The sequence below is a fragment of the Streptomyces sp. NPDC057543 genome (genome assembly GCF_042801895.1).
Classification (GTDB): Bacteria; Actinomycetota; Actinomycetes; order Streptomycetales; family Streptomycetaceae; genus Streptomyces.
Window position 1 is genome coordinate 1 of record NZ_JBHVFF010000250.1, and the last position, 13,255, is coordinate 13,255.

Sequence of the window (13,255 nt, forward strand, 5' to 3'; positions counted from 1 at the left end):
CTGATCCACTCTCCATCGCGGGTGAGGTCGTAAGCCCCTCAGGCCCTCGGGGCCTCGGGGCCCCTCAGGCCACCGCGTTCTCCGTGATCGTGACCCTGCCCTTGCGGATGGTCGCCAGCCGGGGCGCCCGCCGGGCGATGGCGCTGTCGTGCGTGACCATGATGAACGTCAGGCCGTGCTCCTTCCACATGGTCTCCAGCACCTCCATGACCTCGTCGCGCATCGACTCGTCGAGGTTGCCGGTGGGTTCGTCGGCGAGCAGCACCTTCGGCTGCTTGACCAGGGCGCGGGCGATCGCCACCCGCTGCTGCTGGCCCCCGGACATCTCGCTGGGCAAGTGTCCGCGCCGCTCGCCGAGGCCGACGGAGTCCAGTGCCTCGGCGGCCCGCCTGCGCCGCTCGGCCGCCTTGCCGCCGAGCGGTACGAGCGCCGTCTCGACGTTCTCCTGGGCGGTCAGCGTCGGGATGAGGTTGAAGCTCTGGAAGACGAAGCCGATGTTCTGCGCGCGCACCTTGGTGAGTCTGGCCTCGCTGAGCTTCGCGAGGTCCACACCGTCGAGTTCGATGCTGCCGCCGGTGGGGCGGTCGAGACCGCCGAGCATCTGCAGCAGTGTGGACTTGCCGCCGCCGGTGGGGCCCTGGATGACCAGCCGGCCGCCGTCCTCGATGGTCAGGTCGACACCGGCGAGCGCGTCGATCGTGGTCTTGCCGCGCTTGTAGCGCTTGGTGACGTCTCTGAGTGTGTACATGAGTCAACTCCTGCTGGAACGTGGTGAGGTGGGCCGCCGCGCGGGCTATTCGACGCGGCGCAGGGCGTCCGCGGGGCGCAGCCGGGAGGCCCGCCAGCCGCCGAACGCACCGGCGATCAGCCCGCCCGCCACGGCCAGCGCGACGGCGATCAGGATGATGGAGAGCGAGACGGGCGCGGTCAGCGCGATGTCGAGCGTCTTGGACGCGCCCGGTCCGCCCGGTCCGCCCAGGAACCGGCCGCCGCCCATGCCACCGCCGGAGGAGCCGAGTTGGGCGGTGAGGGTGGGGCTGATGGCGGTCACGACGTACGCGCCGGCGAGACCGACGGCGATGCCGAGCACCCCGCCCAGCAGTCCGTTGACGAGGGCTTCCCCGACGACCTGGCGGGTGACCCGGCCGCTCTTCCAGCCGAGCGCCTTGAGGGTGCCGAACTCGCGTACGCGTCGGCTGACCGCCGAGGAGGTGAGCAGGCCGGCCACCAGGAAGGCGGCGGCCAGCACCGCGATGGACAGCCACTTGCCGACGCCGGCGGCCAGGTCGGAGGCGGTGGAGAGGGAACCGGAGACGGTGTCGGCGAGATCGGCGGAGGTGGTGACGGTCGTGCCGGAGACGTTCTTCTGGATGGTGGACTTGACCTGGTCGATCTGCTTCGAGTCCGCGGCCTGTACATAGACCGTGGTGACCTTGTTCTTCGAGTCGGCGAGGGTCTGCGCCTGCTTCAGCGGTATGTAGAGGTTGGCGGCCGCGTCGCCGCTGTCGGCGGTCGAGACCCCGACGATCGTGAACTTCGTCCCGTGGATGGTCACGGTCTTGCCGACGTCGAGCTTCTTCTCCTTGGCGTAGGCGGCGTCGACGACGGCGACCTTCGCGTCGGTCTCGGACGCCTTGAACGTACGGCCCTTGGTGATCTTCGAGGAGGTGAGCGGGCCGAGGGCCTGCTTGGTGACGTCGGTGCCGTACACGGAGTAGGAGTTGACGTCGAACGAGGCGCCGCCGCCCCTGACTTCACCCTGCGGCTGAGTGCTGCCGCCCGGTCCGCCGGGGCCGCTCCGGCCGTCCTGGCCCGTGCCGCCCTGCTGCCTGAACTCGCCGCGCTTGAACTGGCCGTCGACCTTCATGACGTTCAGGCTGAGTCCGCCGACGGCGTCCGCGACCCCGTCCTGCTTGCCGATCGTGTCGACGGTGGACGAAGCCAGCGTCTGGAAGCCCTGGACCATGACCCGGTCGCTGCTCTGCGTCGCGTCGTCGTCATTGCCCTTGGCGTCGAACTCGAATTTCGGGCGCCCGTTGCCGGAACCGGGAGCGGCGGCGGCCTTGGTGACGGTCATGTCCGTACCGAGGCCGTACAGCGATTCCAGGACCTTGTCCTGGGCCTTGCTCATGCCGGAGGAGACCGAGCTGACGATGATGACCAACGCAATGCCCAGGGCGAGCCCCGAGGCGACGACCAGCGCCGCCTTTCTGCGGCGGCGCAGCTCGCGCCGGAGGTAGGTGAAGAACATGGCGCGAGGCTACGGACGGGGGGTGATGGCGGGTTAAGGCCACGATGAGAACCGGATGAGAGTGCCCGCGTACGCCGAAGGCGGCAACACCGCGGATCCGAGAGGATCCGGGTGTTGCCGCCTTCGTACGGGGTTCGGGCTGCGCCGGGGTGGACGCGTGGGGTCGGGTCAGGCCTCGGAGCCCGCCTTCCAGTCGGCCCAGCTCATGTTCCAGCCGTTGAGGCCGTTGTCGGGGGTGATGGTCCTGTCAGGAGAGTTCTTGACGATGACCACGTCGCCGACCATGGAGTTGTTGTAGAACCAGGCGGCGGGCTGGTTGGCGTCGCCCGCGCCCTTCACGTCGGCGAGGCCGACGCAGCCGTGGCTGGTGTTGGCGCTGCCGAAGATCGACCGTGCGCCCCAGTAGTTGCCGTGGATGAAGGTGCCCGAGGTGGACAGCCGCATGGCGTGCGGCACGTCCTTGATGTCGTACTCACCCTTGCCGTCGGCGTCGGTGAAGCCGACCGTCGCACCGTTCATCCGGGTCTCCTTGAACTTCTCGGAGATCACCATCTGCCCGTTGTACGTGGGGTTGGCGGAGGAGCCGGAAGAGATCGGGATGGTCTTGATCGTCTTGCCGTTCTGGGTGACGGTCATCGTCTTCGTGTTCGCGTCGACCGTCGAGACCTGGTTGCGGCCGACCTTGAAGGTGACCGTCTTCTGCTGCACACCGAAGACACCGTTCGAGCCCTCGACGCCGTCCAGCGCCAGCTTCAGCGTGACGGTGGAGCCGCCCTGCCAGTAGCTCTCGGGGCGCAGGTCGAGGCGCTGCGCGTTGAACCAGTGGCCGACGACCTCCTGGCCGCTGCTCGACGTCACGGTGATGCCGTCCTGGACGGCCTTCTTGTCCGTGATCGGCTTGTTGAAGTTGATCGAGACCGGCATGCCGACGCCGACGGTGGAGCCGTCCTCGGGCGTGAAGTTGCCGATGAAGCTGTTGGCGGGCGACACGGTGGTGAAGGAGCCGTTCTCGTGCGCCTCGCGGCCCTTGGAGTCCTTGGCCGTGGCGCTGATCTTGTACGTGGTCGAGCGCTCCAGCTGGACGTCGGGCTGCCAGCTCGTGCCGTCGGCGGCGAGCGAGCCCTTGACGGGAGCACCGTCCGCCGTGGTCATGGTGACCTGGGACAGCGTGCCCTTGGCCACGGTGACCTTGGCGTCATTGTTGATGCTCGCGTTGGTCGCACCGTTCTTCGGCGCGATGGATATCTGCGCTTCCGAAGCGTCCTGGGCGGCGGCCTTGTCGACGTCGGCCGCCTGCGACCTGTTCGAGTTGTCGGCGCTGCTGCTCGCGTCGCCGTCGTTGCAGGCGGTGAGCACCAGAACTCCGCCAAGCAGTGCGGACGCGGCCATCAGGCCTTTGCGCCGCTTGCTTCCCGTCATCACACGCTTCTCCATACGTTGCCGAATCCCCAAAATCCCCGAGCGGAGCCGCCGTCGATCGACGAACCCGTCAATGTTCCTAGAACCCATGGAAAGGGTCCTCCGTTCCACATCCAAGAGAGATGTGGGGAACACCACTCAACGACGCATGGCCGGCAGTGGCGGTTCCCGACGTCGGTCACGTATATGCGACCGGTACGTGCCACGGCCCCGGTCCACGGAAGGAAGCGGGTCGGGGCCGGGCACGTACTGCCTGCTAGACCCGCCGCTCCGCACCGCTGCTCACGCCGCTGTGCTCGCCGTCGTCCACCCCATTGTGCGGGATGCCGTCGGCACTCCCCGCTTCGTGATCTTCGTACGCGTCACCCTCGTCGTCGGCTTCGTCGTCCGCTTCGTCCTCCTCGTCGAGGTCCCAGGCGTCCGGGTCGGCCGGGTCGTAATCGACGATCTCGCTGCTCCAGGACGCCTGGGTGAGTTCGACCCCCGGCACCTCGCTGACCAGGTCGAACGGGTCGACGAGGGAGGCGAGGGCCTCGGCGCCGTCCTCCCGTACGGCGGCCTCGGCCCGCATGCGCTCCTCGGCGGGCTCGCCGCCGGGCTCTCCGTACTCGGCGGCGATGGACTCCAGTGCGGTACCGCTCAGGGCGGCGGGGTCCGTGATCTCCAACACCATTTCGACCCGAAGCCGAACAAATCGTGATGCCTCAGAAGTGCTCATGCTTCGGAGCGTAAGCGCCCCGCACCCTGCGACTTTCCTGCGACCCGCTGCTGTCACTAGCATCTGCGTACAGGCCTGACTCACGGCTGTGACAAGGGGGAACGATTCCGTGGCTGCTGCTCGTCGCCCGCTCCTGACCGCCACCGCCGCGGGCACCTTGCTGGCCGCCCTGTGGTTCGTCCCGTCCGCCAACGCGACGGACGATCCGCTCGGCGCACCGGGCGCACGGAGCCGCCCGGCCACCGCCACCGGGAGCACCACGAGCGGTCCTCGGCTCGCCGGCACCGGGAGCACCGCGACGGGTCCGAGGCTCGCCGATACCGGGGCCGGGGTCGACACCACCCCGTATCTGATCGGCGGCATGGCGTTCCTGGGCATCGGCGCGGCCTTCGTCACCTACTCGGTACGCCGCACCGGCACCCTGTCCGCCTGATCCGAACGAAAGACCTGATCCGGCCTGATCCGAACGAAAATCCCTGGGCCCTGATCCGCCGGACAGGCTCTAGCCCAGCGGTCCGGTCACCGGCTCGACCGCCGCGACCAGCCTGCCCGCCCGTACGAACGCGTCCGCCGCGGCCAGGTCCGGCGCCAGGAAGCGGTCCGGTCCCGGCCCCTCGACGCCCGCCGCGCGCAGCGCCTCGACGGCGGCCCGCGAGGCGGGCGCGGGGGTGAGGCCCTGGGCGGCGCGCAGTTCGATGGCGCGGGTCGCCGCGTACAGCTCGACGGCGACGATGCGGGCGAGGCTGTCGACGACGGTACGGAGCTTGCGCGCCGCCGACCAGCCCATGGAGACGTGGTCCTCCTGCATCGCGGAGGACGGGATCGAGTCGGCCGAGGCCGGGACCGCGAGCCGCTTCATCTCGCCGACCAGGGCGGCCTGGGTGTACTGGGCGAGCATCAGACCCGAGTCCACACCGGGGTCTTCGGCGAGGAAGGGCGGCAGTCCGTGCGAACGGTCCTTGTCCAGCAGCCGGTCGGTGCGGCGCTCGGTGATCGAACCGAGGTCGGCCGCGACGATCGCCAGGAAGTCGAGTACGTACGCGAGGGGGGCGCCGTGGAAGTTCCCGTTGGACTCGAGCCGGCCTCCCCCGCTCCCGGCTCCGCCCGACCTGGAGGTACTCCCTCGCAGCACGACGGGATTGTCGACGGCGGAGGCGAGTTCGCGGTCCGCGACGGTCGCGGCGTAGTCGAGGGTGTCGCGTCCGGCGCCGTTGACCTGGGGAGCGCAGCGCACGGAGTAGGCGTCCTGCACGCGGGGCGCGGCGCCCGTGATCTCGGCGTGCCGCCCTGTGAGGCCGGACCCGGCGAGGACCCGGAGCATGTTGTCGGCGCTGACGCCCTGGCCCGGGTGCGGGCGGATGGCGTGCAGCTCCGGGGCGAGCACCTTGTCCGTGCCGAGCAGCGCCTCCAGGGAGAGGGCGGCGGTGATGTCGGCGCAGGTGTAGAGGTTCTTCAGGTCGGCGAGAGCCATGACGAGCATCCCGAGCATGCCGTCGGTGCCGTTGAGGAGGGCGAGGCCCTCCTTCTCGCGCAGCTCGACCGGGGTGATGCCGTGGGTGGCGAGCAGTTCGCCCGCGGGGAGCACGGCGCCGTCGGGGCCCTCCGCGTCGCCCTCGCCCATCAGTGTCAGCGCGCAGTGGGCGAGCGGGGCCAGGTCGCCGGAGCAGCCGAGTGAGCCGTACTCGTGGACAACGGGGGTGATGCCCGCGTTGAGGACGTCGGCCATGGTCCGTGCGACCTCGGGCCGTATGCCGGTGTGTCCGGAGGCGGCCGTCTTCAGCCGCAGGAACATCAGCGCGCGGACGACCTCGCGCTCGACCCGCGGGCCCATGCCCGCGGCGTGCGAGCGGACGATGTTGCGCTGGAGCCGGCCGCGGAGGTCCTGGCCGATGTACCGGGCGGCCAGCGCGCCGAAGCCGGTGGAGACGCCGTAGACCGGCTCGGGCCCGGCGGCGAGCGCGTCCACGATCTCGCGGGCGGCGGCGAGCGCGCTCACGGCGGCCGCGGAGAGCTCGACGCGGGCGTTGCCGCGGGCCACGGCGATGACGTCCCGGGCGGTCGTACCGGACGTCCCCACCACAACGGTGTGCATATCCACATGCAGAAGCGTACGGAGGAATCCCTACATGTCACCAGAGGTCGTACGGCCGACCCCGCACCGGTCCCGTCCGGGTCGTACGGCCGACCCCGCACCGGTCCCGTCCGGGTCATACGGCCAGCCCCGCACCGTCCGGTCCGGGTCGTACGGCCGGCCCCGCACCGGTCCGGTCCCGCGGTCAGGGGCTGCTGCCGCGCAGGTGCCGGCGGTCGTGCGGGGATCTGGGCGGCGCGTCGGCCAGCCGGATCACCTCGCCGTCGCGCCCGGCCACCACCGGCTCCGTGGAGCGGGCCGCCTTCGCCCGGTACTGGGCCGCGTCCGCCAGCCGGAACAACCGCCGCGCGGACACCACCGGGCCGATCGGGTCGCCGGTCGACGCGATCCCGCACGCCACCCCGTCACCGAGCTCCAACTCGGCTGCGCGGTCGCAGAGTTCGGTCGCCACCCGGATCACGTCGTCCGACTCCGGGCCGACCGTGAGCAGACAGAACTCGTCGCCGCCGAGCCGGGCCGCGAGCGCACCGGGCAACATGGCGCCGCAGCGGGACAGCACCGAGCCGAAACGTTCCAGCAGACGGTCGCCGACCGCATGGCCGCGAGTGTCGTTGACCCGCTTCAGACCGTTGAGGTCGCAGACGACCAGGCTGACCACCGCACCGTCCGCCCGATGCCGCTCCACCGCCTCGTCGAGCCGCACATCGACGGAGCGGCGGTTGGCCAGCCCGGTGAGCGGATCGGTGAAGGCGAGCTTGCGGACCTCTTCGAGCCGTTCGGCCTGGGAGATCCCGGCGGCGACGACCGAGGCCAGCACGGTCGCGAAGTCCGCGTCCTGGCGCCCGAACACCGGCTCCCCCACCGGGCGGGCCACATACAGCTCGCCCCAGGCCCGCCCGTGCAGCACGATCGGCGCGACCACGCAGCAGCCGCGCCCGCGCCGGCGCAGAGCCGCCGCCCGCTGTTGGCAGTACCCACGGCCGTACCCGCGCACCCCGGCACCCGGCGTTCCGCCCACCGGACCGTCGGCGGTCTCCACCCAGGCGTCCGGCTCACCGCCACCGGCCCACCGTTCGTGCAGGAACTCGGTGATCTCCGGGAACTGGTACACCGGGTACGTCTCCTCCTCGGGGAACTCCTCCTCCCCTTCGGCCCGTTCGCCCGCGTTCACCAGCACGCGCAGCCGCCCGGGCCCGCGCTCCCACACGGAGAGCGCGGCGAAGCTGCCGCCCAACGCCTCGCACGCCCCCAGCGCGGCCGCTCGCCACGACCCCCGCGGGGTGTGCGCCGCCGCCATCGTCTGCGCAAGCGAAACCACGGCCCGCAGGCGCGCATCATCACCACCCATCGCTACAGCTTATGTAGTTTTGCAGTGATTTGATCAGCTTGGGATGCCGCGAGTGTTCACTGCGTGTCCTCTTGAACACTCGACGTCATTCGCCGAGCCAGTTCGGCTTCCTCTTCTCGTTGAACGCGGCCACACCCTCGGCCCGGTCACCGGAGAAGGCCACCGACCGCCAGGCGGCGTCCTCGACTTCGAGACCGGCCCGCAGATCGAGGCCGTGACCGAGCCGCAGCGCCCGCTTGGCGGCCCGCAGCCCCACCGGGGAGTTGGCGGCGATCCGGCCCGCGAGCGCCAGCGCGGCCTCCCGGTCCCGCCCCGCCTCCACCAGTTCGTCGACGAGCCCCGTGTCGCGCGCCTCGGCCGCCTCCACGCGCCGGGCCGTGAAGACCAGCTCGGCGGCGCGCGCCGCACCGATCCGCCGCGGCAGCAACTGCGTACCGCCGCCGCCCGGGATGACACCGACGGACACCTCGGGCAGGCCCACCACGGCCGTGCGGTCGGCGACGATCAGATCGCAGGACAGGGCCAGCTCGAATCCACCGCCGAGCGCGAAGCCGTGCACGGCCGCGATGGTCGGCATCGGCAGTTCGAGCACGCCGGTGTAGGCGCCGCGGGCGGTGGGGCGCTGGCGCAACAGGTCGGCGTCGGTGAAGGAGTTCCGCTCCTTCAGGTCCGCGCCCACGCAGAAGGCCCGCTCGTGGCTCGACGTGAGGACGGTGACCCGTACGCCCGGGTCGGCGGCGAGCGCGGCACAGGCGGCGGCGATCGAGCGGGCCATGTCCGTGGACACCGCGTTCATCGCCTTGGGCCGGTCGAGGACCAGCTCGGCGACGTGTTCCTGCCCCTCGTGGACCCGTACGACGACGAATTCGCCGAACCGCTGCTCGGACGTGACGGTCATGACTGCACCCCTCCGGTTAACGATCGTTACCGGAGGGATCCTATGGGGCGCCCGGGGCAACGGTCCCTGGCGAGTGGTGAGTGATGAGCGGTCGGCGGTGGGTTCGCAACGAGCTCAGGACGTACCCCGGCGCGCCAGCAGCCAGGGCTCGACGACGCCGAGGCCGCGCACCGGGCGCTGCCACATCGGCTGCAGCCCGTAGCGGTACGTGGGCACGGACACCGGCTCCACGCCGTCCTGCCGTTCCTTCTCCGCGAGCGCGGCCTCCTGTGCCGCCTGCGCCTCGGAGGCCGGGGCGTCGCCGGTGCGGGTCAGCTCCTCCGCGAACGCCCCGTCCACCAGCACGGCGTCCTTCGGCGCTATCGAGGTCAGCCGACTGGCCAGGTTCACCGTCGTGCCGAAGACATCGCCCATTCGGGTGGTGACCGTGCCGAACGCGATGCCGACGCGCAGCGCGGGCATCGTGTCGTCCTGGGTCATCGCCTCGATCAGGCGCAGCGCGATCTCGGCCGCGGTGCGCGCGTCGTCCGCGGCGTAGAGGACCTCGTCGCCGAGGGTCTTGATGAGCCGGCCGCCATGGGCGGCGACCAGGTCGGCGCAGGTGGTCTCGAACGCCTCGACCAGCTCGCCGAGCTCCTCCTCCTCCAGTCGCCGGGTCAGCCGGGTGAACCCGACGAGGTCGGCGAAGCCGACGGCCAGGCGCCGGTCGACCATCTCCTCGTCGTCGGCGGCCTGCACGACCCGGCCGGTGGCGGCGGCGAGCTGGCGCCGCCACACGTACACCAGGAACTCCTCCAGCTCCGGGAGGAGCAGCTCGACCAGCGGGTACGTGACCTCGGTACGGGTCATTCCGGGCTCGGGCGGCTCGGTCAGCCCTTCCAGGAAGGAATCGATCTGCCACTCCGCCAGCCGGGCGGTGGTCTGTCCGGTGGACCGGGCCACCTGGATCGCCATCGGCTCGCTGAGCAGTCCCGCCTCGACGAGACCGGCGAGCCGGCGCAGCGCCAGCACATCGGCCTCGGTGAGCGCCCTGGCCTGCCCGATGTCGGCGAAGCCCATGGCCCGCCAGAACCGGGATGCCAGGTCCATCGAGACGCCGGCGGTACGGGCCGCCTGGAACGGCGTGTAGCGACGGTCGGCGCCCAGGATCAGCTGTTCGAGCCGGATCGCGAGGGGATCGTCGGTCGGTTCCGCCGTGTGGTCGACGTCGTGATGCGGTGTCGGGTGGACCGAGGGTTCCGACGGGGGGTCCGCGCCCGCGCCGGAGGTCGTGTCGTCGACGGTCACCAGCCGCCTCCTGCCCGTTCCCTGCGCACTGCCCTGCCGATCTGTCGGTGGATCGCCTCAACGATACGGCAGGTGTGCCGTGGCTCACGTCCCCAGGGCGTCCCGGAATGTTCCCGGGTGGGCCGGGGGGCGTGGGCGGTCACAGCCGGTGGGTGGCTTCCAGGAGGGCAAGGCCTCATGCCCCCGGTACGTGTGCGGGTGGACCGGAAGACCTGGCAGGTCAGGCACAACGCGGCGCCCGCACGCAGGCCCCGCGATCGCCGGACGGGGTGCTTTTCGGCCCGTCCGGCGATCGAGGACAGAACGGCAACCGGACGGCCCCGGTGAACCACGCGACACCGCAGTGGACCCGCCCCTCACGTCAGGCCGCCGCCGAGCCCGCGCAGGTGCACGATGTCGCCCGCGGACACGGGTTCCTGGAGGCCATCGTCGGTGGACAGGATCAGGCGGCCGTCGCTGTCGATCGCCACGGCCTCGCCGGTGAGCGTGCGGTCGCCGGGGAGCTGGGCCCGTACCGCCCGGCCCAGGGTCGCGCAGCCCGCCGCGTACGCCTCCTGCAGGCCGCTCGCCGCCGCGTCGCCGTCCGCCGCGCACCACTGGACGTACCAGTGCTCCAGCGAGCGCAGTACGCCGCGCAGCAGCGTCTCCCGGTCGGTGGAGACCGCACCGGCCAGGGCCAGCGAGCCGGCCGTGGGGGCGGGGAGTTCGTCGGCGTGCAGGGAGACGTTGAGGCCGATGCCCACGACGACGCCGTCCCCGGCGCGCTCGGCCAGGATGCCGCCCGCCTTGCGTTCCTCGCCCGCCACACTCACGAGGAGGTCGTTGGGCCACTTCAGGGCCGTGTCGACGCCCGCCGCGCGGGCCAGGCCCGTGGCCGTCGCGACCCCGGCGAGCAGGGGCAGCCAGCCCCACTGCCGCACGGGGATGTCGCCCGGCGCCAGGAAGACGGAGAAGAACAGGCCCGACCGGGCGGGAGCCGTCCAGGTCCGGTCCAGCCGGCCGCGGCCGGCGGTCTGTTCCTCGGCGACCAGCACGGCGCCCCCGGCGAGCCCCTCCGCCGCTCGCCGGGCAAGGTCGGAGTTGGTGGAGCCGGTGGTCTCCACGACGTCGAGCGAGGTCCACAGCCCGCCCGGCCGCAGCAGCCCGCGGCGCAGAGCGGGGACGTTCAGGGGCGGCCGGTCCAGGTCCGACCAACGGCTGTGAGACGCATCCGAAGGTGTCATGCAAGCCAGATTAGGTGTGGTAAACGACGCACTGCCGAACCGTATCGACGCCGATACGCTACGGATCAGTAGGTGTTCAGGACCTGATCAGTGGGAGTTCAGCAGCTGATCAGCCGCACAGTCGTCCCCGTGACCAGGCAGGGAGCCGCCACCCGATGTCCGAGCCGGAAGAGATCGACATCCACACCACCGCGGGCAAGATCGCCGACCTGCAGCGCCGCATCGACGAAGCGACGCACGCGGGCTCCGAACGCGCGGTCGAGAAGCAGCACGCGAAAGGCAAGTTGACCGCCCGCGAGCGGATCGACCTGCTGCTCGACCAGGGTTCCTTCGTGGAGCTCGACGAGCTGGCCCGGCACCGTTCCACGAGCTTCGGCATCGAGAAGACCCGCCCCTACGGTGACGGCGTCGTCACCGGCTACGGCACGGTCGACGGCCGCCCCGTCTGCGTCTACTCGCAGGACTTCACGATCTTCGGCGGCTCGCTCGGCGAGGTCTACGGTGAGAAGATCGTCAAGGTGATGGACTTCGCGCTGAAGACCGGCTGCCCGGTCATCGGCATCAACGACGGCGGCGGCGCACGCATCCAGGAAGGCGTGGCCGCGCTCGGTCTGTTCGCCGAGATCTTCCGTCGCAATGTGCACGCCTCGGGCGTCGTCCCGCAGATCTCGCTGATCGTCGGACCGTGCGCGGGCGGCGCGGTCTACTCCCCCGCGATCACCGACTTCACCGTCATGGTCGACCACACGTCGCACATGTTCATCACGGGCCCCGACGTCATCAAGACCGTCACCGGTGAGGACGTCGGCTTCGAGCAGCTCGGCGGCGCCCGCACCCACAACACCACGTCCGGCGTGGCGCATCACATGGCGGGCGACGAGAAGGACGCCATCGAGTACGTCAAGTCGCTGCTGTCGTACCTCCCTTCGAACAACCTCTCCGAGGCACCGGCCTTCCCGGAGGAGGCGGACCTCACCACCACGGAGGAGGACCGCGAGCTCGACACCCTCATCCCGGACTCGGCGAACCAGCCGTACGACATGCACACCGCCATCGAGCACGTACTGGACGACGGCGAATTCCTGGAGACGCAGGCGCTGTTCGCGCCGAACATCCTCACCGGCTTCGGGCGCGTGGAGGGCTATCCCGTCGGCATCGTCGCCAACCAGCCGATGCAGTTCGCGGGCTGCCTGGACATCAACGCGAGCGAGAAGGCGGCCCGGTTCGTCCGCACCTGCGACGCGTTCAACGTGCCCGTGCTGACCTTCGTCGACGTCCCCGGCTTCCTGCCCGGCGTCGACCAGGAGTACGGCGGCATCATCCGCCGCGGCGCCAAGCTGATCTACGCCTACGCGGAGGCGACCGTCCCGCTGATCACGGTGATCACCCGCAAGGCGTTCGGCGGCGCGTACGACGTGATGGGCTCCAAGCACCTGGGCGCCGACATCAACGTGGCCTGGCCGACCGCGCAGATCGCCGTCATGGGCGCGCAGGGCGCGGTGAACATCCTGCACCGCCGCACCATCGCTGCCGCCGAGGATCAGGAAGCCACCCGCGCCGCGCTGATCGCCGACTACGAGGACGCGCTGCTCAACCCGTACGTCGCGGCCGAACGCGGCTACGTCGACGCGGTGATCCTGCCGTCCGACACCCGCGCGCACATCGTGAAGGGGCTGCGCCAGCTGCGTACGAAGCGCGAATCGCTGCCCCCGAAGAAGCACGGCAACATCCCCCTCTAGAAAGGGTCCTGGCCATGATCAAGGTCGTACGGGGCAACCCGACCCCTGAGGAGCTGGCTGCCGCACTGGCGGTGGTCCGGGCACGCGCGGCAACGTCCGCGGTGTCGTCCGGCGCACCGTCCCTCCCGGCGCTGCCCGGCCAGTGGTCCGACCCGGGGCGCATCGCCCGGCGTGAGCGCCACCTGCCGGGGCCGCGGGCCTGGGCGCGGACGTACTGGCCCGGGTAGTCGCGGAAGTATCTGTTCGCACGCGTTTCCGGAGGCCCCGGCCCGTACGGGCC

Annotated in this window: 12 protein-coding genes; 3 read left to right on the forward strand and 9 right to left on the reverse strand. The window is 71.0% G+C overall.

Features of this window, described 5'->3' with window-relative positions; translation table 11 throughout:
• Positions 1-64: 64 nt before the first annotated feature.
• The 4 genes from ACFU8Q_RS31465 to ACFU8Q_RS31480 all read right to left on the reverse strand — a co-directional run bounded on the left by ACFU8Q_RS31465 (position 65) and on the right by ACFU8Q_RS31480 (position 4,388).
• Entirely contained in the window at positions 65-748 is a 684-nt protein-coding gene (locus ACFU8Q_RS31465) for an ABC transporter ATP-binding protein (RefSeq protein ID WP_384460407.1), read from the reverse strand.
• Between the two features lie 45 nt (positions 749-793).
• Entirely contained in the window at positions 794-2,251 is a 1,458-nt protein-coding gene (locus ACFU8Q_RS31470; protein WP_384460411.1) for an ABC transporter permease, read from the reverse strand.
• Positions 2,252-2,419: 168 nt separating this feature from the next.
• A complete protein-coding gene (locus tag ACFU8Q_RS31475; RefSeq protein ID WP_384460414.1) occupies positions 2,420-3,685 on the reverse strand; it encodes an Ig-like domain-containing protein in 1,266 nt (421 codons plus the stop codon).
• Between the two features lie 241 nt (positions 3,686-3,926).
• The gene (locus ACFU8Q_RS31480) at positions 3,927-4,388 is read right to left on the reverse strand and encodes a hypothetical protein (protein ID WP_384460417.1); all 462 of its coding nucleotides are present in this window, start codon (positions 4,386-4,388) and stop codon (positions 3,927-3,929) included.
• A 109-nt stretch (positions 4,389-4,497) separates the two neighbouring features.
• On the opposite strand from ACFU8Q_RS31480, the gene ACFU8Q_RS31485 reads away from it, so the two are divergent.
• Positions 4,498-4,821, forward strand: a complete 324-nt coding sequence (locus ACFU8Q_RS31485) for a hypothetical protein (protein WP_384460420.1) — start codon at positions 4,498-4,500, stop codon at positions 4,819-4,821.
• Between the two features lie 69 nt (positions 4,822-4,890).
• Here ACFU8Q_RS31485 and hutH read toward each other — a convergent pair whose 3' ends face one another.
• The 5 genes from hutH to ACFU8Q_RS31510 all read right to left on the reverse strand — a co-directional run bounded on the left by hutH (position 4,891) and on the right by ACFU8Q_RS31510 (position 11,236).
• Entirely contained in the window at positions 4,891-6,480 is a 1,590-nt protein-coding gene (hutH, locus tag ACFU8Q_RS31490; protein WP_384460443.1) for a histidine ammonia-lyase, read from the reverse strand.
• Between the two features lie 184 nt (positions 6,481-6,664).
• Positions 6,665-7,828 (reverse strand): diguanylate cyclase domain-containing protein, encoded by a 1,164-nt coding sequence (locus ACFU8Q_RS31495; protein WP_384460423.1) that lies wholly within the window; start codon positions 7,826-7,828, stop codon positions 6,665-6,667.
• A gap of 85 nt (positions 7,829-7,913) precedes the next feature.
• Complete coding sequence (locus ACFU8Q_RS31500; protein ID WP_384460426.1) at positions 7,914-8,726, reverse strand: enoyl-CoA hydratase/isomerase family protein; 813 nt, start codon at positions 8,724-8,726, stop codon at positions 7,914-7,916.
• A gap of 114 nt (positions 8,727-8,840) precedes the next feature.
• Positions 8,841-10,013, reverse strand: a complete 1,173-nt coding sequence (locus ACFU8Q_RS31505; protein ID WP_384460429.1) for an adenylate/guanylate cyclase domain-containing protein — start codon at positions 10,011-10,013, stop codon at positions 8,841-8,843.
• A gap of 356 nt (positions 10,014-10,369) precedes the next feature.
• The gene (locus tag ACFU8Q_RS31510) at positions 10,370-11,236 is read right to left on the reverse strand and encodes a biotin--[acetyl-CoA-carboxylase] ligase (protein ID WP_384460432.1); all 867 of its coding nucleotides are present in this window, start codon (positions 11,234-11,236) and stop codon (positions 10,370-10,372) included.
• A 155-nt stretch (positions 11,237-11,391) separates the two neighbouring features.
• Here ACFU8Q_RS31510 and ACFU8Q_RS31515 point away from each other — a divergent pair, with 155 nt between their 5' ends.
• Complete coding sequence (locus tag ACFU8Q_RS31515) at positions 11,392-12,975, forward strand: acyl-CoA carboxylase subunit beta (protein ID WP_384460435.1); 1,584 nt, start codon at positions 11,392-11,394, stop codon at positions 12,973-12,975.
• A 14-nt stretch (positions 12,976-12,989) separates the two neighbouring features.
• Positions 12,990-13,202: an acyl-CoA carboxylase epsilon subunit gene (locus tag ACFU8Q_RS31520; protein ID WP_384460439.1), complete on the forward strand. Its 213-nt coding sequence runs from the start codon at positions 12,990-12,992 to the stop codon at positions 13,200-13,202.
• The last annotated feature ends 53 nt before the right edge of the window (positions 13,203-13,255 follow it).